Source organism: Terrabacter sp. Soil810 (assembly GCF_001429645.1).
Lineage (GTDB): Bacteria > Actinomycetota > Actinomycetes > Actinomycetales > Dermatophilaceae > Terrabacter.
Genome location: NZ_LMSW01000012.1, coordinates 424,919 through 444,945 on the forward strand (window position 1 = coordinate 424,919; position 20,027 = coordinate 444,945).

Below are 20,027 nucleotides of genomic sequence, written 5' to 3' on the forward strand. Positions count from 1 at the left end.
GCACGAGGGGGCGGGCGCCACGGCGCCCGCCCCCTCGTCGTGGTCCCGGCGGTCAGCCCCCGAGCAGCTCCTTGGCCTTGTCGGCCGGCAGCAGGTCGTGGCGCAGCGGCTCGCGCACGAAGGACCCGGTGCCGTGCGACACGGACCGCAGGTCGATGGGGTAGCGCGACAGCTCGGACTGCGGCACCTCCGCGTGCACGACCGTCCAGCCGCCCTCGGGCCCCATCCCGTCGGCCGGCTCGGTGCCGAGCACCTGCCCCCGACGTCCGCGCAGGTCGGACATGACAGCACCGAGGTACTCGTCGGCGATGGTGATGTCGACGCGGTCGATCGGCTCGAGCAGCGCCATCGTCGAGGCGTTCGCGGCCTCCTTGAGGGCCAGCGCCGCCGCTGTCTGGAACGCGACGTCGGAGGAGTCGACCGAGTGCGACTTGCCGTCCGTGAGCGTGACGCGCACGTCGACGACCGGGTGGCCGGTGAGCAGTCCCTTCTCGAGCTGGAGCCGGGCACCCTTCTCGACGGACGGGATGAACTGGCGAGGCACCGAGCCGCCGACGACCTTGTCGACGAACTCGAAGCCCGACCCGCGGGGGAGTGGCTCGATCTCGATCGAGCACACGGCATACTGCCCGTGGCCGCCCGACTGCTTGACGTGTCGACCCTGCACCGAGCAGCGCCGGACGAACGTCTCGCGCAGCGAGGTGCGGTAGGGCTCCGCCGTCACGGTGACGCCGTAGCGCTCGGCGAGCTGGCCGATGAGGTCGTCGACGTGGGCCTGGCCCATGGTCCAGAGCACCACCTGGTCGGTCTCGTGGGAGTGCTCCATGCGCATCGTCACGTCCTCGGCGACGAGGCGCTGCAGGGCGCCGCCGAGCTTGTCGTCGTCGGACTTCGTCGCGGCCCGGATCGCGACCGGCAGCTGCGGCTCGGGCAGCAGCCAGGGCGCGACGACGGCGGGACGGTCGACCGAGGAGAGGGTGTCGGAGGTCTCGGCCCGGGTCAGCTTGGTCACGAGTACCAGGTCACCGGCGATGGCGGTGCCCCGGGGACGATGCGTCTCGACGAAGGGCGACGCGAGCGGCCCGACGCGCTCGTCGTCGTCGTGCGCCGGGTGCCCGGCGACCTCGTGCCCGACGAAGTCGCCGAGGTGTCCGGACACGTGCACGGTCTCGTCGACTCGGAGCGTCCCGGAGAAGACGCGCACGAGGGACAGGCGGCCGACGTAGGGGTCGGTCGTCGTGCGGACGACCTCGGCCACGAGCGGCTGGGACGGGTCGCACGCGACGCCATTGACGGACCCGCCGACGGGCGAGGCGATGGCCGGGAGCGGGTGCACGGTCGGGTCGGGGAACGCCTGCTCGACCATCGCGAGCAGCTCCTCGACCCCGGCGCCGGTGAGCGGGGACACCGGGACGATGGGGAAGAAGGTGCCCTGCGCGATCGCGGTGCGCAGGTCGCCGAGCAGCGACTCGGTGTCGATGGTCTCGCCCTCGAGGTAGCGGTCGAGCAGGGTCGCGTCCTCGGACTCCTCGATGACGGACTCGATGAGGGCGGAGCGGGCGTCCTCGTGCTCCTCGGACGTCTCGCCGGTGAGGAGGCCGACGACGCCGGTGACGGAGCCGTTCTCGACGACCGGCCAGTGCGTGGCCCGGGCGTCACCGAACGTGCGGCGACACGTCTCGACGGTCGCCCCGAAGTCGGCGCGCGGCTGGTCGAGGTGGGTCACGACGACGGCGCGTGGCATGCCGACCGCCGCGCACTCGCGCCAGAGCAGCGAGACGGGCCGGTCGATGTCGTCGGCGCCCGAGACGACGAAGACGGCGGCGTCGGCGGCCCGCAGGCCGGCACGGAGGTCGCCGACGAAGTCGGGGTAGCCGGGCGTGTCGAGGAGGTTGAGGGTGACCGGGCCGGAGTCGAAGGACGCGGCCGTGAGGGTCGTCGTGCGCACGTGGTCGCCGGTGCTGGTGCGCTGACCGGGGACGCGCGCTGCGACGAGCGCCTCGAAGAGTGCGGTCTTTCCGGCCCCGCCGGGTCCGACCAGCACGACGTTGCGGATGTCCTGCGGCGAGGCGGGGTTGGGGGCCGCAGGAAGATCTGATCTGCCGGGCGTCTTTGCCATGCCCCCACCCTTCACCTGTCTCCCAACGCTCACAAGACCCCGGGCGTATGCCGCCTGCCACGCCCCCGGTCGAGCCGGCAAACCCGCGTGCGCACCGTCGGTGGGGGATGACAGGCTGGCGCCATGGATCTGGGGGCCTACCGGCCGGTGCTGGCCAACCGGGACACGCGCACTGCGCTGCTGCTCGGCTTCCTCATCCGCGTCCCCATGTGGGCGGGCGGCGTGATCCTCACCCTCCACGTCGTGTCCACGCTCGGGCGCAGCTACGGCGCGGCCGGCCTGGTCACGGCGGCGTCGACCGTCGCCGTCGCCGTCTCGGGCCCGTGGCGCGGCCGGCTGCTCGACCGCATCGGCCTGCGCCGCACGGTCGGCCCCTCGCTCGTCGTGCAGGTCGTGTGCTGGTCGATCGCCCCCTGGGTGGGCTATGCACCGCTCATCGGGTTCGCGGCGCTCGCAGGGCTCTTCGTCGTCCCGACCTTCTCGATCCTGCGGCAGGTCATCATCCGCTCGGTGCCGAGCGAGCAGCGCCGCACGGCCCTCTCCCTCGACTCGTCGGCGACCGAGCTGTCGTTCATGGCCGGTCCCGCCATCGGCGTCTGGCTCGCGACGTCATGGGACACGGCCTGGGCCCTGCTCGTGTGCGAGCTCACCTCCGTCGCAGCGGGATTCGTGCTGTGGGTCGTCAACCCCAGGCTGACGTCGGACCCCGGCGAGGGTGACGCCGATGGAGAGTCGGCTGGCGATCCGGTCGCCGGCGACGAGCACGGTGAGGCCGCCCGGGCCGAGGCGATCGCGGCGCCGGCCGTCCCGGGCGACGCCGCACCCAGCCGTGCGATCCGCGGCTTCATCACCGTCCCCGTCGCGGCCGTCTACCTCGCCGCCGCCTGCTCGACGCTCGTCCTCAGCGGCACCGACGTGTCCATCGTCGCCGCCCTGCGGTCCTTCGAGGCCACCGGCTCGATCGGGTGGGTCCTCGCGCTCTGGGGTGCCGGGTCGCTCGTCGGCGGCATCGTCTACGGCGCCTGGCACCGCTCCTTCTCGGTGTTCTGGCTGCTCGGCGGCCTCGCGGCCACCACGGCCCCCGTCGCGCTCGCGGTCGGGGTGCCCAGCTTCGCCGTTCTCGTCACCGTCTCCGGCTTCCTCTGCGCCCCGACCATCACGGCCACGGTCGAGCAGCTGAGCCGTCACGTGCCCGAGCGGTTCCGCGGAGAGATGATGGGGTGGCACGGCTCGGCCATGACTGCGGGCTCGGCCGTCGGTGCCCCCGTGGCCGGGTTCGCGATCGACCAGGGTGGCTGGCAGTGGGGGTTCATCGTCGTGTCGGCCCTCGGGGTCCTCGTCGCCGCCGCCGGGCTCGTCGGCTCGCGCACGAGCCGGAGGGCGACCGCCCGGGCGGCCGCCACCGATTCGGAGCACGGCGTCGCGGCTGCTAGCATGGAGCACTGACCAGCCGTCACCCATGCTTCCGCTCCGGCGGAGGCGGTGACGACGTGCAAGAGAAGCTCGCTTCCACCCGCGTCGACCTCACGGTCGCCGGGTCAAGGTCTGCTCGACCGGGTGCCGTCCGCGGCGCACGCGTCGAGCCGTGTGACGCGACGGCGACCGTCCGGCATACGCGACCCTTGGGCTCCTCGTGCATACACGGGGAGCCCTTTTCTCGTTGTGGTCGCAGCAGGACAGGCACCACCCCGTCTGGTCACACCATTCATCGAACTTAGGAGCACCACATCAGCGAGCCTCGCATCAACGAGCGCATCCGGGTCCCGGAAGTGCGCTTGGTTGGCCCCAACGGCGAGCAGGTCGGCATCGTCCGCGTCGAGGACGCGCTGCGTCTGGCCGAGGAGGCGAACCTCGACCTCGTCGAGGTGGCCCCCATGGCCAAGCCGCCGGTCGCCAAGCTCATGGACTTCGGCAAGTTCAAGTACGAAGCCGCCATGAAGGCACGGGAAGCGCGCAAGAACCAGGTCAACACGGTCATCAAGGAGATCAAGCTCCGTCCGAAGATCGACCCGCACGACTACGGCACCAAGAAGGGCCACGTCGAGCGGTTCCTCAAGGCGGGTGACAAGGTCAAGGTGACGATCATGTTCCGCGGTCGCGAGCAGTCGCGACCCGAGCTCGGCCGCCGTCTGCTCGAGCGCCTCGCCGAGGACATCGCCGAGCTCGGCTTCGTCGAGTCGGCCCCGAAGCAGGACGGCCGCAACATGATCATGGTGATCGGCCCGACCAAGAAGAAGGCGGAGGCCAAGGCCGAGCAGCGTCGCTCCCGCGAGCAGCACGACCAGCGCCCTGCTGCCGAGCAGGCCGCGTCCGGCGAGCAGCCGGAGGCCCAGGCCCCGCAGACCGACGAGGCCACCGCCGCCGCCGAGTGATCGGCGGGCGGTGACCCGCCGGAGGCGAGAGCCCCCGGCACGACACACCACGTGCGTCCACTGACGCACGCAACACGAAGGAGATCGGCCCCCATGCCGAAGATGAAGACGCACAGCGGTGCGAAGAAGCGTTTCCGCCTCACGGGCACCGGCAAGGTCATGCGCGAGCAGGCCGGCGGTCGCCACCTGCTCGAGCACAAGTCGAGCAAGAAGATGCGTTCCATCGCGAACGACGTCGAGCTCGCCAAGCCGGACGCCAAGAAGGCCAAGAAGCTCCTCGGCAAGTGAGCCGGGACCCCCACCCATCAGCGATTCGCTGAGCAGCCGGGTCTCCGGTAAGCCAGCAGCAGCAAGCACTGCGTCAAGCAGAGAAGGAGTATTCACGTGGCACGCGTGAAGCGGGCGGTCAACGCCCAGAAGAAGCGTCGAGTCGTTCTCGAGCGCGCCAGCGGCTACCGCGGACAGCGGTCGCGCCTCTACCGCAAGGCCAAGGAGCAGGTGACCCACTCGCTGGGTTACGCCTACCGTGACCGTCGCGCCAAGAAGGGTGACTTCCGTCGCCTCTGGATCCAGCGCATCAACGCTGCGGCCCGCGCCAACGGCATGACCTACAACCGGTTCATGCAGGGCCTCAAGGCCGCCGGTGTCGAGGTCGACCGCAAGATCCTCGCGGACCTCGCCGTCAACGACGCGCCGGCCTTCGCCGCGCTCGTGGAGCTCTCCCGCGCCAACGTCCCGGCCGCTGTCAACGCAGCCGAGGCGAAGGTCGCCGGCGACGCCGCCTGAGCGACGTCGTCCGACGACACACACGCATCTCGAGCGCCGGGACGCCCCCGTGCTGACCAACCCCCGATCCGATCGGGTCAAGGCGGTACGGGCGCTGTCCCGGCGCTCGGTGCGTTCGCGCACGGGTGAGTTCCTCGCCGAGGGGCCCCAGGCGGTCCGCGAGGCGGTCGCGTTCCGGCCAGAGCTCGTCCGCGACGTCTACGTCACGCCCGAGGCTGCGGACCGTCATCCCGCCATCGTCGAGTCGGCCCGCGGCGCGCAGCTGTGGGTGCACGAGGTGACGCCCGAGGTCCTCGCCGCGATGTGTGACACGGAGTCCCCGCAGGGGATCGCTGCCGTGTGCCGGGTCCTCGACGTGCCGCTGCAGGACGTCCTCGCGGACCTTCCGCCCGACGCGCTCGTGTGTGTCCTGACGAACGTCCGCGACCCCGGGAACGCCGGCACGGTGATCCGGGGTGCCGACGCGGCCGGGGCTGACGCCGTCATCGTCAGCGACGCGAGCGTCGACGTCTACAACAGCAAGGTCGTCCGGTCGACCGTCGGCTCGCTCTGGCACCTGCCGGTGAGCCTCGGTGCATCCGTCCCCGAGATCCTCGAGGCGCTGCGCCAGCACGGGGTGAGGCTGCTGGCCGCCGACGGCGCGGGGACGACGCTGCTCCACGACGCCGACCTGACCGGTGCGCACGCGTGGGTCATGGGCAACGAGGCATGGGGTCTCCCGCAGGAGGTGCGCGACGCCTGTGACGACGTCGTCCGTGTGCCCATCCACGGTCATGCGGAGTCGCTCAACCTCGCCATGGCCGCGACGATCTGTCTCTACGCCTCCGCCGAGTCACGCCGCACGAGCCGCTGACCGAGCCCTCCTGCCGTGCCCGTGACTATCCTCGGGCCATGACCTCCGTCGACGGGCTCGGTGCGCAGCTGCCCGGATCGGCGTCCGCGATGGCACCGGTCGCCATGATGGGAGAGCTGCTCCCCGACGGGCTCGTCGTGGTCGGCGGCGACCAGCGCATCCGGTTCGCCAACGCCGAGGCGCTCCGCATCCTCGACTGCGACCACGACGACGTCGTCGGCCGCACGCTGCACGAGGGCCTGCCCTTCACCGACAAGTACGGCCGGGACTGGTGGGCGCACACGGACCCCTGGAACGGCCTGGCGACCCGCGCCGGCCACAAGGAGAAGCTCCTCGTCGCGCCGAAGGGCCAGGACGTCCTCGTCACCGCGCGCTACGTGCGGTCCGAGCCGGGCGGCCCCGTCGAGCGGGTCATGCTCGGGCTGCGTGACGCCGAGGCGCGGCAGCGTGCCGAGCGCGACCAGGCGACGGTCCTGTCGACCGTGGCGCACGAGCTGCGCGCCCCCCTCACGTCGGTGACCGGCTTCACGAGCAGCCTCCTGCGTCGCTGGGACCGCTTCACCGACGAGCAGAAGCGCCTCATGATCGAGACGATCGAGGCCGACGCGACCCGCCTCACGCGCCTGATCACCGAGCTGCTCGACATCTCGCGCCTCGACTCCGACAGCCTCAACCTGAGGCGGGGACCCGTCGACCTGCACGCGCTGCTCACGATGCACGTCGTGCGCTACGAGCTCGGGCGCTCGTCCGGAGTCGTCCAGCTCGGACTCGGTGAGGCCGCCCGCGCCGACGGGCTGCCGGAGATGTGGGCCGACACCGACCGGCTCGAGCAGATCTTCTTCAACCTCATCGAGAACGGCCTGCTGCACGGCGCCGGCAAGGTCACGGTGACCCTGGACCGTGGTGGCGCGCTCGGGGAGGCACCCGAGTCGGTGGTCGTCGAGGTCGACGACGAGGGGGACGGCATACCCCCGTCCGACCGCGAGAAGATCTTCGGTCGCTTCTGGCACGGCCCCTCCAACGCAAGCACCGGGCTCGGCCTCTACGTCGTCCGGGGCCTCGTCGAGGCCCACGGCGGCTCGGTCCTCGTGGGCGACAACGACTCAGGCGGCGCCCGCTTCGTCGTGACACTTCCGGCGGGCCTGCCCGACGTCGTCGGCAGCTGACCCTCCGCTGGGCGGATGGCCCGGCAAACCGGCTCGACGCCGCCCCTAGACTGGGCACCCGCACGAACAGCCACCCGTGAACCCGAGCGAGAGCAGCGAACGCACGCCGATGTCCGGACCCAACACGAACTACGACCCGGTCGAGGTCTCCGCGCTCGACCCGGCGAACGTCGACGCAGCGGTGCAGGACGCCATCTCCGCGATCACCGCGGCGTCGTCCCTCGACGACCTCAAGGCCGCGCGCATCGCGCACCAGGGGGAGAAGAGCCCGCTGGCCCTGGCCAACCGCGAGATCGGCGCGCTGCCGCCGAGCGCCAAGGCCGAGGCCGGCAAGCGCGTCGGCCAGGCCCGCGGCCGGGTCGGCCAGGCCCTCGCCGCCCGGCAGGCCGAGCTCGAGGCCGAGCGCGACGAGCGCATCCTCGTCGACGAGCGCGTCGACGTCACCGTCCCGGCCCTGCGTCGTGAGCCGGGCTCCCGCCACCCGATCGAGCTCGTCGCCCAGCGCCTCGTCGACGCCTTCGTCGGCATGGGCTGGGAGGTCGCCGAGGGGCCGGAGCTCGAGAGCGAGTGGCTCAACTTCGACGCCCTCAACCTCGGCCCCGACCACCCCGCCCGGCAGATGCAGGACACCTTCTTCCTCGACCCGGTCGACTCCGGACTCGTGCTGCGCACGCAGACGTCACCCGTCCAGATCCGGACCATGCTCGAGAAGGAGCCGCCGATCTACGTCGTGGCTCCAGGCAAGGTGTTCCGCACCGACGACCTCGACGCGACGCACACGCCCGTCTTCCACCAGATCGAGTGCCTCGCCATCGACAAGGACCTGACGATGGCCCACCTGCGCGGCGCGCTCGACGCGTTCGTGCGCATCATGTTCGGCGAGGAGACGCGCACCCGCGTCCGCGCGAACTACTTCCCGTTCACCGAGCCGAGCATGGAGACCGACTTCCTCTGCTTCGCCTGCCACGGCGAGGAGACCTGGGGCAGCGCCGAGCCGTGCCGCACGTGCGGCGGTTCGGGCTGGATCGAGCTCGGCGGCTCCGGCATGGTCAACCGCAAGGTGCTGCGCACGTGCGGGATCGACCCCGACGTCTACTCCGGCTTCGCGTTCGGGCTCGGGATCGAGCGGGCGCTCCAGCTGCGCCACGGGGTGCAGGGGATGCACGACATCGTCGAGGGCGACGTCCGCTTCTCGCAGCAGTTCGGGATGGGGGTCTGACATGCGTATGCCGCTCAGCTGGCTCGCCGAGTACACCGACCTCGCGCCCGGGGCCCGGGGTGCCGACGTGGCCGCCAGCCTCGTCCGCGTGGGTCTCGAGGAGGAGGACCTCCACGGTGGCGACATCACGGGTCCGCTCGTCGTCGGCCGCGTCCTGTCGTTCGAGCTCGAGCCGCAGAAGAATGGCAAGACGATCCGCTGGTGCACCGTCGATGTGGGCCGGAACGGCCAGATGCTGACCGAGGGCAAGCACCAGGAGATCGTCTGCGGTGCCCACAACTTCGAGGTCGGCGACCTCGTGGTCTGCGTGCTGCCCGGTGCCGTGCTGCCCGGGGGCTTCGAGATCGCCGCGCGCAAGACGTACGGCCACGTCTCCAACGGCATGATCTGCGCCGAGGACGAGATCGGCCTCGGTCATGACCACGAGGGCATCATCGTGCTCAGCCGTCTGCTCGGTGAGGAGAAGGCGGCGACCCTCCAGCCGGGCGACGACGCCATCGCGCTCCTCGGCCTCGGCGAGGAGACCGTCGAGACCAACGTGACCCCTGACCGGGGCTACTGCTTCTCGGTCCGCGGCCTGGCTCGCGAGTACTGGCACGCGCAGGGCAGCCCCGAGGGCGGCTACCGCGACCCGGCCGACGTGGCGACGCCTCGCCCCGGGGCCGGCGGCTACGCCGTGGAGCTCAAGGACCACTCGCCGATCGACGGCAACGAGGGGTGTGACCGCTACGTCGCCCGGATCGTGCGGGGCATCGACCCGACGCGGCTGTCGCCGGCGTGGATGGGCAAGCGCCTGACCCAGATGGGCATGCGTCCCATCTCGCTCGCCGTCGACGTGACCAACTACGTCATGCTCGCCGTCGGGCAGCCGCTCCACGCCTTCGACGTCGACACGCTCTCCGGCTCGATCGTCGTGCGCCGTGCCCGCGCCGGCGAGACGCTGACGACCCTCGACGACGTCGAGCGCACGCTGTCGCCGGAGGACCTGCTCATCACCGACGGCGGCGAGCAGGCGTTGGCGATCGCCGGGGTCATGGGTGGCGCCTCCTCGGAGGTGTCCGACACGACGACCGACGTGCTCATCGAGGCCGCCCACTTCGACCCCACGACCGTCGCCCGCTCGTCCCGGCGTCACCGCCTCATCACCGAGGCGTCCAAGCGCTTCGAGCGTGGCGTCGACCCCCGGGTGACCGCCGCAGCGGCGCAGCTCGCCGTCGACCTGCTCGTCGAGCACGGTGGGGGCACCGTCGACGACGCCGTCACCGACGTCGACCGCACGACGGACCGGACGGCATACCTCCTCGACGTCACGGAGCCCGCGCGCATCGTGGGCGTCGACTACCCGCGCGAGCGGGTCGTGGGCATCCTGCGCGACCTCGGCTGCGTCGTCGAGGAGTCCGGCGAGGGCACCGACGAGACCCACGTCCTCGTGACGCCTCCGTCGTGGCGACCCGACCTGGTCGACGCCCCCGACTACGCGGAGGAGGTCGCCCGGATCGACGGCTACAACAACATCCCGTCGATCACCCCGACGCCGAGCGACGGCCGTGGGCTGACCCATGGCCAGAAGGCCCGCCGGGTCGTCGCGGACGCGCTGGCCGGTGCCGGTCTCACGGAGGTCCTCAGCTACCCGTTCGTGTCCGAGGAGCTCGCCGACCAGCTGATGCTGGCGGCCGACGACGACCGCCGCCACGCCGTCCGGCTCGCCAACCCGCTGTCGGAGGAGCGGCCGCTCCTGCGCACGTCGATCCTCGCGAGCCTCGTGGACACGCTGCGGCGCAACGTCGCGCGCGGCCGCAAGGACGTCGCGATCTACGAGCTCGGTCTCGTCTTCCGTCCGGGCGGCGCCGTCGGCACCGCACCGGTCCCCGGCGTCGCCACCCGTCCCGACGCCGAGACGCTCGAAGAGCTGTATGCCGCCGTCCCCGCCCAGCCGCGTCGTGCGGGCATCCTCGCGACGGGGCAGGCGGAGCAGGCCGGGTGGTGGGGCCCCGGCCGCGCCGCCGACTGGAGCGACATGGTCGCCGCGGTGCAGACCGTCGCGGCCGCGCTCGCGGTGCCGGTGGTCGTCGCGAACGACCCCGGACACGCTCCGTGGCACCCCGGCCGCTGCGCACGCATCTCCCTCGCCGACGGCACGCTCGTGGGTCACGCGGGCGAGCTGCACCCCAAGGTGGTTGCGGCGCTCGACCTGCCCGCCCGCACCGTGGCCGCCGAGTTCGATGTCGACGTGCTCGTCGTGGCCAGCGCCGAGCCGGTCCAGGCCCGTCCGTTCTCGACGTTCCCGCCGGCGATGACCGACATCGCCCTGCTCGTGGCGTCCGACGTCGCGGCCGCCGACGTGGAGGCCGCCCTGCGCTCCGGCGCGGGGGACTGGCTCGAGTCGGTCGTCCTCTTCGACGTCTACGAGGGCGAGCGCATCGAGTCCGACCACCGGTCCCTCGCCTACCGCCTCACCTTCCGGGCGCCCGACCGGACCCTGACGACCGACGAGGTCAACGGCTTCCGCGACGCGGCGGTCGCGTCGGCGACGTCGGCGACGGGGGCCGTGCAGCGCTGAGACCCTGAATGCACGAATATGCATGAGCGTGTATAGTCATGCATCGTGATCAGGGCAGCAGTAGCGGGGGCGAGCGGCTACGCCGGCGGAGAGATCCTCCGGCTGCTGCTCGCCCATCCGCAGTTCGAGGTCGGCGCCGTCACGGCGGCCAGCAGTGCGGGTGAACGACTCGGGGGCGTCCACCCGCACCTGGTCCCCCTCGCGGACCGCGTGCTCGAGGCGACCAGCCTCGAGACGCTGTCCGGCCATGACGTCGTCTTCCTCGCGCTGCCGCACGGCCACTCGGGTGCCCTCGCCGCCCAGCTGCCCGACTCGGTCGTCGTGATCGACTGCGGGGCGGACTTCCGCCTCGAGTCCGAGACGGCCTGGACGAGCTTCTACGACACCGCGTATGCCGGGTCGTGGCCCTACGGGCTCCCCGAGCTCCCCGGGCCGGCGGGCACCGTGCAGCGCGACCGCCTCGCCGGCAAGAGCCGTATCGCCGTGCCGGGCTGCTATCCGACCGGCATCTCCCTCGCGCTGGCCCCGGGCTTCGCCGCGGGTCTGCTCGAGGCAGACGACGTCGTCGTCGTCGCGGCGTCCGGCACGTCCGGCGCGGGCAGGTCGCTCAAGCCGCACCTGCTCGGCAGCGAGGTCATGGGCTCCATGTCGCCCTACGGGGTCGGCGGCGTGCACCGACACACCCCGGAGATCGAGCAGAACCTGTCCCGCGCGGCCGGCGAGTCCGTCACCGTCTCGTTCACCCCTACGCTCGCCCCGATGCCGCGCGGCATCCTCGCGACCTGCACGGCGCGCCTCCGGCCCGGCGTCGACCCTGCCGCCGTGCGAGCGGCCTGGGAGTCTGCCTACGCCGACGAGCCCTTCGTCCACCTCCTGCCGGAGGGCTCATGGCCCGCCACGGGCTCGGTCGTGGGCAGCAACCACGTCCAGCTGCAGGTGGCCGTCGACGAGCGGCTCGGTCGGGTCGTCGTCGTCTCGGCCATCGACAACCTCACCAAGGGCACCGCCGGCGCCGCCGTCCAGTGCGCCAACCTCGCCCTGGGTCTCGAGGAGACCCTCGGCCTCCCGATCGCAGGAGTCGCACCGTGAGTGGCACCCCGTCCGTCCGGCTTCCCGCGGGCTTCCGCGCCGCCGGCGTCACCGCCGGGCTCAAGGCGAGCGGCACACCCGACCTCGCGCTGGTCGTCAACGACGGTCCCGACCACCACGCCGCGGCCGTCTTCACGAGCAACCGCGTCGAGGCGGCGCCCGTCACGTGGTCGCGCCAGGTGGTCGTCGACGGGCGGGTCGACGCCGTCGTCCTCAACTCTGGGGGCGCCAACGCGTGCACCGGCGCCCAGGGCTTCCTCGACACCCATCGCACCGCCGAGCACGTCGCGACGACGCTCGGCATCTCGGCGGGTGACGTCGTCGTGTGCTCGACCGGGCTCATCGGCGAGCTGCTCCCGATGGACAAGGTCACGGCCGGCGTCGACGCCGCCGCCAGCGCCCTGTCGCCGGAGGGCCACGAGGCGGCCGCCGTCGCGATCAAGACGACCGACACCGTGCACAAGGTGTCCACCCACCTCGGCGCTGGCTGGTCGGTGTCCGGCATGGCCAAGGGCGCGGGGATGCTGGCGCCGGCGCTCGCGACGATGCTCGTCGTCGTCACGACCGACGCCGTCGTCGACCCCGACGAGCTCGACGCCGCCCTACGCGCCGCGACGGCCGTCTCGTTCGACCGCATCGACTCCGACGCCTGCATGTCGACCAACGACACCGTCGTCGTGCTCGCGTCGGGCGCGTCGGGCGTGGTCGTCGACGAGAGCGACCTCACCGACGGCCTGACCGCCGTCTGCTCCGACCTCGCCCGTCAGCTCATCGCCGACGCCGAGGGTGCGGCACACGACATCGCCATCGAGGTCGTCGGCGCGGCGAGCGTGGACGACGCGCTGGAGGTGGCGCGGTCGGTGGCGCGCAACAACCTCTTCAAGTGCGCCGTCTTCGGCAACGACCCCAACTGGGGACGCGTGCTCGCGGCCGTCGGCACGACGAAGGCCGTCTTCGACCCGGCGACGCTCGACGTGACGATGAACGGCGTCCAGGTGTGCCGGGCCGGTGGGGTCGGCGAGGACCGCACCCTCGTCGACCTCGCCCCGCGTGAGGTGCACGTCGTCGTCGACCTGCACGCAGGCCCGGAGGCCGCCACGATCTGGACCAACGACCTGACCCACGACTACGTCCACGAGAACTCGGCCTACAGCACATGAGCAGCGTCAGCACCCGTCCCGACCAGCCCGCCGACCTGCGTGGCCTCATCGACGCCGCCGCGATCCGGGTGGCCGCGGGCAAGGCCGCCACCCTCGTCGAGGCGCTGCCGTGGCTCGAGCGCTTCCGCGGCGCCCTCGTCGTCGTCAAGTACGGCGGCAACGCCATGGTCGACGACGAGCTCAAGGCCGCCTTCGCCGAGGACATCGCCTTCCTCCGGTACGCCGGCCTGCGCCCCGTCGTCGTCCACGGCGGGGGTCCGCAGATCAAGGCGATGCTCGAGAGGGTCGGGCTCGAGAGCGAGTTCAAGGGCGGTCTGCGCGTCACGACGCCCGAGGTCATGGACGTCGTGCGGATGGTCCTGACGGGCCAGGTCGGACGCGAGCTCGTCGGCCTGCTCAACCAGCACGGACCGATCGCCGTGGGACTCTCGGGCGAGGACGCCGCCCTGCTCGGCGCGCGCCGTCGCGGCACCGTCGTCGACGGCGAGGAGGTCGACCTCGGCCTCGTCGGTGACGTCGAGTCGGTCAACCCGTCGGCGATCATCGACATCCTCGACGCCGGTCGCGTGCCGGTCGTCTCCACCGTCGCACCCGACCTCGACGTCGACGGCCAGGTGCTCAACGTCAACGCCGACACAGCGGCCGCCGCGATCGCCGTGGCCCTCGGCGCCGAGAAGCTCGTCGTCCTCACCGACGTCGAGGGCATCTACGCCGACTGGCCCGACCGCGGCTCGCTGCTCTCGACCATCACCGTCAGCGCCGCGCGAGAGCTGCTCTCGCGCGTCGACCACGGGATGGTGCCCAAGCTCGAGGCCTGCATCCGCGCGGTCGAGGGGGGCGTGCCGCAGACGCACGTCGTCGACGGCCGGAAGCCGCACTCGATCCTGCTCGAGATCTTCACCGACGAGGGGATCGGCACCATGGTCCTGCCCGACATCACGGGTTCCGAGCCCACGAGGCCACGTGCGTCCGCGACACCTGACGCACCTGATGCATCCGATGCGCCCAGCACCGTCGGCACGACCGAGGAGGAGTCATGACCGCAGGGAGCGACCTGCTCGGCCGTTATGCCGGCTCGATGGTGCAGGTCTTCGGCACGCCCCAGCTCGTCCTCGCCTCGGGTGACGGCTGCTGGGTCACCGACGTCGACGGCAAGCGCTACCTCGACCTGCTCTCCGGCATCGCCGTCAACGCCCTCGGGCACGGGCACCCGGCGCTCGTGCAGGCCGTGACGAAGCAGGCCGAGTCGGCCATCCACGTGTCCAACTTCTTCACGTCCGAGCCGGCCATCGCCCTCGCCGAGCGCATCCTCGCCGTCGCCGACGCCCCCGAGGGGTCGGGCGTCTTCTTCGCCAACTCCGGCACCGAGGCAACCGAGGCCGCGATCAAGCTCTCCCGACGAACGGGTCGCACCCGGATCATCGCGCTCGAGGGGTCGTTCCACGGCCGGTCGACGGGGGCCCTCGCCCTGACCCACAAGGCGGCCTACCGCGAGCCGTTCGAGCCGCTCATCCCCGAGGTCGTCTTCGTCCCGCCCGGTGACGCCGAGGCGTTGACAGCGGCCGTCGACGACGCGACGGCGGCGGTCTTCCTCGAGCCGGTCCAGGGTGAGGCCGGCGTGCGCGAGCTGTCGGTCGACTACCTACGTCTCGCCCGCGAGCTGACGTCCGTCCACGGCGCCCTGCTCGTCGTCGACGAGATCCAGACCGGCATCGGTCGCACCGGCGACTGGTTCGCGCACCAGGCGTCGGGCATCGTCCCGGATGCCATGACGCTGGCCAAGGGCCTCGGCGGCGGCGTCCCGATCGGCGCGCTCGTCACGTTCGGCCCCGACGTCACCGCGCTCCTCACCACGGGCCAGCACGGCACGACCTTCGGCGGCAACCCGCTCGCATGCGCGGCGGGTCTCGCGGTCCTCGACACCATCGAGCGTGACCACCTGCTCGAGCACGTCCGGCGCGTCGCCGCGCTGCTCGACGACGTCCGGATCGAGGGCGTGGCGGGTACGCGCGGACGGGGCCTGCTCCGCGCGATCGAGCTGGACGGCATACCGTCGGCCGCCGTCATGGTGGCCGCCCGCGACGCGGGCTTCATCGTCAACGCGGTGACCCCGACCGCCCTGCGTCTGGCGCCCCCGCTCGTCATCTCCGAGGAGCAGCTGCAGGGCTTCCTCGACGCCCTTCCGTCGATCCTCGAGGCGGCCCGTGCTGCGGGGGAGGCGGCGCCGTGAGCCGCACCCACCGCCAGCGCCGCATCGTCGAGCTGCTCGGCGCGCACGAGGTGCACAGCCAGGGCGAGCTGTCCGACCTGCTCGTCGCCGAGGGCACCGAGGTGACCCAGGCGACCCTGTCACGCGACCTCGTCGAGCTCGGCGCCGTCAAGGTCCGTCGCGGCCGCTCGCTCGTGTATGCCGTCCCGGGGGAGGGCGGCGAGGTCGCCGCCGTCGGGTCCATCGGCGACGCCGCCTCGGCCCGCCTGCGACGCACGTGCGAAGAGCTGCTCGTATCGGCCGCGGCCGCCGTCAACCTCGTCGTGCTGCGCACCCCGCCGGGCGCGGCCAACTACCTCGCCTCGGCCATCGACCAGACCCGAGACCCCGAGGTGGTCGGCACCATCGCCGGAGACGACACGATCCTGCTCGTCACCGGGAGCGTCGAGCAGGCTGCCGCGGTGGCCGAACGCCTCCAGTCGCTCGCAGGCACGCGAGACTGAGCACCGCCCGGCGCCTCGTCGACGACCGACATCCACCAAGCCCGACCCCACGAGGAGACCACGCGATGACCGACCCCACCCGCACGAGCGCCACCGACGGCACGGAGGGCGCGCAGGGCACCCCGGCCGCCCGCGTGAGCCTGTGGGGCGGACGCTTCGCCGGCGGTCCCGACCAGGCGCTGGCGGCCCTGTCGAAGAGCACCCACTTCGACTGGCGCCTCGCCCCGCACGACATCGCGGGGTCGCGCGCCCACGCCCGCGTGCTCCACTCCGCGGGGCTGCTCTCCGACGAGCACCTGGCGCAGATGCTCTCGGGCCTGGACCGGCTCGAGGCCGACGTCCTCTCCGGCGCCTTCCTGCCCGCCGAGGACGACGAGGACGTCCACACCGCGCTCGAGCGCGGCCTCATCGAGCGCGTGGGCACCGACGTCGGCGGCCGACTGCGCGCCGGCCGGTCCCGCAACGACCAGGTGGCGACCCTCTTCCGCATGTACCTGCGCGAGCACGCGCGCGTCGTCGGAGGCCTCGTGCTCGACGTCGTCGACGCCCTCGTGGCGCAGGCCGACCGGCACCTCGGCGTCGCGATGCCCGGGCGCACGCACCTGCAGCACGCCCAGCCCGTGCTCCTGTCCCACCACCTGCTCGCCCACGCCTGGGCGCTGCTGCGCGACGTCGACCGGCTGCGCGACTGGGACGTCCGGGCCGATGCCTCGCCCTACGGCTCCGGCGCCCTCGCCGGCTCCTCCCTCGGACTCGACCCGGAGGCCGTGGCCCACGACCTCGGGTTCGCCCACGCGGTCGAGAACTCGATCGACGGCACTGCCTCACGCGACTTCGTGGCCGAGTTCTCGTTCGTGTCGGCCATGACGGCCGTCGACATCTCCCGGCTCGCCGAGGAGGTCGTCCTGTGGGCCACGAAGGAGTTCTCCTTCGTCACGCTGCACGACTCGTACTCGACCGGGTCGAGCATCATGCCGCAGAAGAAGAACCCGGACGTCGCCGAGCTCGCGCGCGGCAAGGCCGGTCGTCTCGTGGGAGACCTCGCGGGCCTGCTGACGACGCTCAAGGCGCTGCCGCTCGCCTACAACCGTGACCTGCAGGAGGACAAGGAGCCGGTCTTCGACGCGGTCGACACGCTCGAGGTCCTCCTGCCCGCCTTCTCGGGGATGGTCGACACCTTGACGTTCAACACCGAGCGGCTCGAGTCGCTCGCGCCGCAGGGTTTCGCGCTGGCCACCGACATCGCCGAGTGGCTCGTGCGGCAGGGGGTCCCGTTCCGCAAGGCCCACGAGGTCGCCGGCGCCTGCGTGCGCGAGTGCGAGCCGCGCGGTATCGAGCTGTGGGACCTCAGCGACGAGGACTTCGCCCGGATCAGCGAGCACCTGACGCCCGAGGTGCGCTCGGTGCTGTCCGTCGAGGGGTCGCTCGCGTCGCGCGACGCCCTCGGTGGCACCGCCCCGGTCCGCGTCACCGAGCAGCTCGCAGCGGCTCGCGACCGTCTCGCCGACGCGCGCGTGTGGGCGTCGGCCGGCGTCTGACCCTGCCGTTACGGTGTCGAGGGTGAGCCTCGACGACACCCGACTGCCTCGCGAGTTCTTCGCGCGACCGTCGGTGGAGGTGGCCCCCGACCTGCTCGGCCGGCACCTGGCGTTCGGTGGCGTCGTGCTGCGCCTGACCGAGCTCGAGGCGTATGCCGGTGAGCTCGACCCCGGGTCGCACGCCTACCGGGGCGAGACGCCGCGCACGCGGCCGATGTTCGGGCCTCCCGGGTTCACCTACGTGTACTTCACCTACGGCCACCACTGGTGCGTCAACCTCGTGGTGGGCGAGGAGGGGGCGGCCTCGGCGGTGCTCGTGCGGGCCGGTGAGGTGGTGGCCGGCCACGACCTCGTCCGGGCGCGACGGGGGCCGGTGCGTGAGCGCGACTGGGCGCGTGGACCGGGCCGGCTCGGCCAGGCGCTCGCGATGACCAAGGAGCACACCGGGCTCGACTTCTGCCGCCCGCCGGTGGGGGAGCCCATCGACCTCGTCGTCTCCGAGGGAGACCCGGTCCGTCGCGCCCGGGTCGGGGTCGGCCCACGCGTCGGCGTCAGTGGTCCCGGAGGCGACGGCACGGCATACCCCTGGCGCTTCTGGGTCGACGGTGACCCGAGCGTGTCCGCATACCGCGCCGGTGTCGTGCGGCGTCGAGCCTGACGCCCGGCATGCGGGACCGGGTGGTACTCGGTGGCCTGCGCGCGGCGGCATACGGCAGGCTGTGTGCGGGGTGGGCAGGGAGCCCACCGGGACGAGAGGACACCGATACCCGTGACGGACATCTTCGACGAGCTGCAGTGGCGCGGCCTGGTGGCACAGACCACCGACGAGGCGGCGCTGCGCGAAGCACTCGCTGAGGGACCCCTCACGCTGTATTGCGGGTTCGACCCGAGCGCGCCCTCGCTGCACTTCGGGAACTTCGTCCAGCTGTCCGTCATGCGGCGGATGCAGGCTGCGGGTCACCACGTCATCTGCCTCGTCGGCGGGTCGACCGGACTCATCGGTGACCCCAAGCCCGACGCGGAGCGCGTCCTGCAGGACAAGGACACCATCGCGGCAGCGGTGAGCCGCATCCAGCAGCTCGTCGGGCCACTGCTCGACTTCGAGGGCGAGAACGCGGCGGTGCTCGTCAACAACCTCGACTGGACGGCCCCGTTGAGCGCCCTCGACTTCCTGCGTGACGTCGGCCGGCACTTCCGCGTCAACCAGATGATCCGCAAGGAGGCGGTGGCGCGGCGGCTCGAGAGCGACCAGGGGATCTCCTACACCGAGTTCAGCTACCAGATGCTCCAGGCGCTCGACTACCTCGAGCTCTACCGGAGCCGCGGGTGCACGCTGCAGATCGGCGGCAGCGACCAGTGGGGCAACATCACGGCCGGCGTCGATCTCGTGCACCGCGTCGAGGGCCGGTCGGTGCACGCGCTCGCGACGCCGCTGCTCGTCGACTCGACGGGGCGCAAGTTCGGCAAGTCGGAGGGCAACGCCGTGTGGCTGAGCGCCGACATGACGAGCCCGTACGTCTTCTACCAGTACTTCCTCAACGTGGAGGACGCCTCGGTCATCAGCATGCTCAAGGCCCTGTCCGACCGGTCCCGTGAGGAGATCCACGAGCTGGAGCGGCAGGTGGCCGAGGAGCCGTTCCGCCGGGCCGCCCAGAAGGCGCTCGCTGCCGACGTCACCACCCTCGTGCACGGTCCCGACGCGACGGCCGCGGTCCAGGCCGCCTCCGAGGCGCTGTTCGGCAAGGGCGACCTCGCCGGTCTCGACGCCTCGACGTTGAGGGACGCCACGGCCGAGCTGCCGGGTGCACCGGTGTCGGTCGGGACGTCGGTCGTCGACGCACTCGTCGCGGTCGGGCTCGTCGACTCCCGCAACGGCGCGAGGCGGGCGATCGGCGACGGCGGTGCCTCGCTCAACAACGTCAAGCTGACCGACCCGGAGCAGGTGCTGGGGGAGGGCGACTTCCTGCACGGGACGGTCGCCGTCATCAAGCGGGGCCGCCGCAACCTGGCAGCGGCGCGACGCGCCTGAGCGGAGCGTGGATCGGGCTCGAATCGCGGCTCGGATCGGGCTGAGGACGGCCTTCCATGGGGCCTCGGAGGGGCGGATCCTGTTGGCAGACAACGAGATCCGCCCCTCCGGCGTCCTTCCAGCGTCATCCGGGAGGGTGGATTTGTGTTTCTCCGGAAGGCCGGGTTAATGTTCTCTTCGTCAGCCCGACAGGGAGGAACGGACACCACCGCAGAGCGAGCGATCGCGACGCGAAGTAGGCCGGTCCCGGGGCTGAGAGAAGGTCCGAAGCACTCGAGTCGATCGGGTAGGCTTCGGAAGGTCCGGAGCGGCTCTCGAGTCATCGAGACGCTGCGGATCCCGTCCGAAGCACTCTGGTTGGTCCGGTAGGCTTTGGGGGTGGTGCCGCTGATTCCAAGCGGGTTGGGCCTGGTCGTCCTGAAGG

17 protein-coding genes are annotated in these 20,027 nt (G+C 72.0%); 16 read left to right on the forward strand and 1 reads right to left on the reverse strand.

Going from position 1 to position 20,027, the window contains the following annotated elements; genetic code table 11:
* Positions 1-52 precede the first annotated feature (52 nt).
* Entirely contained in the window at positions 53-2,119 is a 2,067-nt protein-coding gene (locus ASG96_RS16740) for an elongation factor G-like protein EF-G2 (protein ID WP_057588656.1), read from the reverse strand.
* A gap of 123 nt (positions 2,120-2,242) precedes the next feature.
* On the opposite strand from ASG96_RS16740, the gene ASG96_RS16745 reads away from it, so the two are divergent.
* From ASG96_RS16745 to tyrS, 16 genes are all read left to right on the forward strand, one after another.
* The gene (locus ASG96_RS16745) at positions 2,243-3,565 is read left to right on the forward strand and encodes an MFS transporter (protein ID WP_057588657.1); all 1,323 of its coding nucleotides are present in this window, start codon (positions 2,243-2,245) and stop codon (positions 3,563-3,565) included.
* 329 nt (positions 3,566-3,894) lie between these two features.
* The gene (gene infC, locus ASG96_RS16750) at positions 3,895-4,491 is read left to right on the forward strand and encodes a translation initiation factor IF-3 (protein ID WP_235506721.1); all 597 of its coding nucleotides are present in this window, start codon (positions 3,895-3,897) and stop codon (positions 4,489-4,491) included.
* A 93-nt stretch (positions 4,492-4,584) separates the two neighbouring features.
* A complete protein-coding gene (gene rpmI, locus ASG96_RS16755; protein WP_020144695.1) occupies positions 4,585-4,779 on the forward strand; it encodes a 50S ribosomal protein L35 in 195 nt (64 codons plus the stop codon).
* A gap of 96 nt (positions 4,780-4,875) precedes the next feature.
* Positions 4,876-5,277 (forward strand): 50S ribosomal protein L20, encoded by a 402-nt coding sequence (rplT, locus tag ASG96_RS16760; RefSeq protein ID WP_020144696.1) that lies wholly within the window; start codon positions 4,876-4,878, stop codon positions 5,275-5,277.
* Positions 5,278-5,326: 49 nt separating this feature from the next.
* Complete coding sequence (locus tag ASG96_RS16765; protein WP_056759025.1) at positions 5,327-6,130, forward strand: RNA methyltransferase; 804 nt, start codon at positions 5,327-5,329, stop codon at positions 6,128-6,130.
* A 38-nt stretch (positions 6,131-6,168) separates the two neighbouring features.
* Positions 6,169-7,296 (forward strand): ATP-binding protein, encoded by a 1,128-nt coding sequence (locus ASG96_RS16770; RefSeq protein ID WP_057588658.1) that lies wholly within the window; start codon positions 6,169-6,171, stop codon positions 7,294-7,296.
* 109 nt (positions 7,297-7,405) lie between these two features.
* Complete coding sequence (gene pheS, locus ASG96_RS16775) at positions 7,406-8,515, forward strand: phenylalanine--tRNA ligase subunit alpha (RefSeq protein WP_057588696.1); 1,110 nt, start codon at positions 7,406-7,408, stop codon at positions 8,513-8,515.
* A 1-nt stretch (position 8,516) separates the two neighbouring features.
* Entirely contained in the window at positions 8,517-11,075 is a 2,559-nt protein-coding gene (pheT, locus tag ASG96_RS16780) for a phenylalanine--tRNA ligase subunit beta (RefSeq protein WP_057588659.1), read from the forward strand.
* A 45-nt stretch (positions 11,076-11,120) separates the two neighbouring features.
* Positions 11,121-12,164: an N-acetyl-gamma-glutamyl-phosphate reductase gene (gene argC / locus ASG96_RS16785; RefSeq protein WP_200962710.1), complete on the forward strand. Its 1,044-nt coding sequence runs from the start codon at positions 11,121-11,123 to the stop codon at positions 12,162-12,164.
* Complete coding sequence (gene argJ / locus ASG96_RS16790) at positions 12,161-13,324, forward strand: bifunctional glutamate N-acetyltransferase/amino-acid acetyltransferase ArgJ (protein ID WP_057588661.1); 1,164 nt, start codon at positions 12,161-12,163, stop codon at positions 13,322-13,324. The genes argC and argJ overlap by 4 nt, the downstream gene beginning before the upstream one ends.
* On the forward strand, positions 13,321-14,364 hold the full coding sequence (argB, locus tag ASG96_RS16795) for an acetylglutamate kinase (RefSeq protein ID WP_057588662.1): 1,044 nt from the start codon (positions 13,321-13,323) through the stop codon (positions 14,362-14,364). The genes argJ and argB overlap by 4 nt, the downstream gene beginning before the upstream one ends.
* On the forward strand, positions 14,361-15,554 hold the full coding sequence (locus ASG96_RS16800) for an acetylornithine transaminase (RefSeq protein ID WP_056759013.1): 1,194 nt from the start codon (positions 14,361-14,363) through the stop codon (positions 15,552-15,554). Before argB ends, ASG96_RS16800 begins: the two co-directional genes overlap by 4 nt.
* On the forward strand, positions 15,551-16,036 hold the full coding sequence (gene argR, locus ASG96_RS16805) for an arginine repressor (protein WP_056759011.1): 486 nt from the start codon (positions 15,551-15,553) through the stop codon (positions 16,034-16,036). Before ASG96_RS16800 ends, argR begins: the two co-directional genes overlap by 4 nt.
* Positions 16,037-16,101: 65 nt before the next feature.
* Positions 16,102-17,574, forward strand: coding sequence for an argininosuccinate lyase (gene argH, locus ASG96_RS16810; protein ID WP_057588663.1), 1,473 nt, complete (start codon positions 16,102-16,104; stop codon positions 17,572-17,574).
* A 22-nt stretch (positions 17,575-17,596) separates the two neighbouring features.
* Positions 17,597-18,232, forward strand: a complete 636-nt coding sequence (locus ASG96_RS16815) for a DNA-3-methyladenine glycosylase (RefSeq protein ID WP_057588664.1) — start codon at positions 17,597-17,599, stop codon at positions 18,230-18,232.
* 111 nt (positions 18,233-18,343) lie between these two features.
* Positions 18,344-19,603, forward strand: coding sequence for a tyrosine--tRNA ligase (tyrS, locus tag ASG96_RS16820; RefSeq protein WP_057588665.1), 1,260 nt, complete (start codon positions 18,344-18,346; stop codon positions 19,601-19,603).
* Positions 19,604-20,027: the final 424 nt, after the last annotated feature.

What these genes read in the sequence shown, in the direction of transcription:
- ASG96_RS16740 (WP_057588656.1), bottom strand. Translation starts at nt 2,119, where the DNA reads ATGGCAAAGACGCCCGGCAGATCAGATCTTCCTGCGGCCCCCAACCCC.
- ASG96_RS16745 (WP_057588657.1), top strand. Translation starts at nt 2,243, where the DNA reads ATGGATCTGGGGGCCTACCGGCCGGTGCTGGCCAACCGGGACACGCGC.
- rpmI (WP_020144695.1), top strand. Translation starts at nt 4,585, where the DNA reads ATGCCGAAGATGAAGACGCACAGCGGTGCGAAGAAGCGTTTCCGCCTC.
- ASG96_RS16770 (WP_057588658.1), top strand. Translation starts at nt 6,169, where the DNA reads ATGACCTCCGTCGACGGGCTCGGTGCGCAGCTGCCCGGATCGGCGTCC.
- pheS (WP_057588696.1), top strand. Translation starts at nt 7,406, where the DNA reads ATGTCCGGACCCAACACGAACTACGACCCGGTCGAGGTCTCCGCGCTC.
- pheT (WP_057588659.1), top strand. Translation starts at nt 8,517, where the DNA reads ATGCGTATGCCGCTCAGCTGGCTCGCCGAGTACACCGACCTCGCGCCC.
- argB (WP_057588662.1), top strand. Translation starts at nt 13,321, where the DNA reads ATGAGCAGCGTCAGCACCCGTCCCGACCAGCCCGCCGACCTGCGTGGC.
- ASG96_RS16800 (WP_056759013.1), top strand. Translation starts at nt 14,361, where the DNA reads ATGACCGCAGGGAGCGACCTGCTCGGCCGTTATGCCGGCTCGATGGTG.
- argH (WP_057588663.1), top strand. Translation starts at nt 16,102, where the DNA reads ATGACCGACCCCACCCGCACGAGCGCCACCGACGGCACGGAGGGCGCG.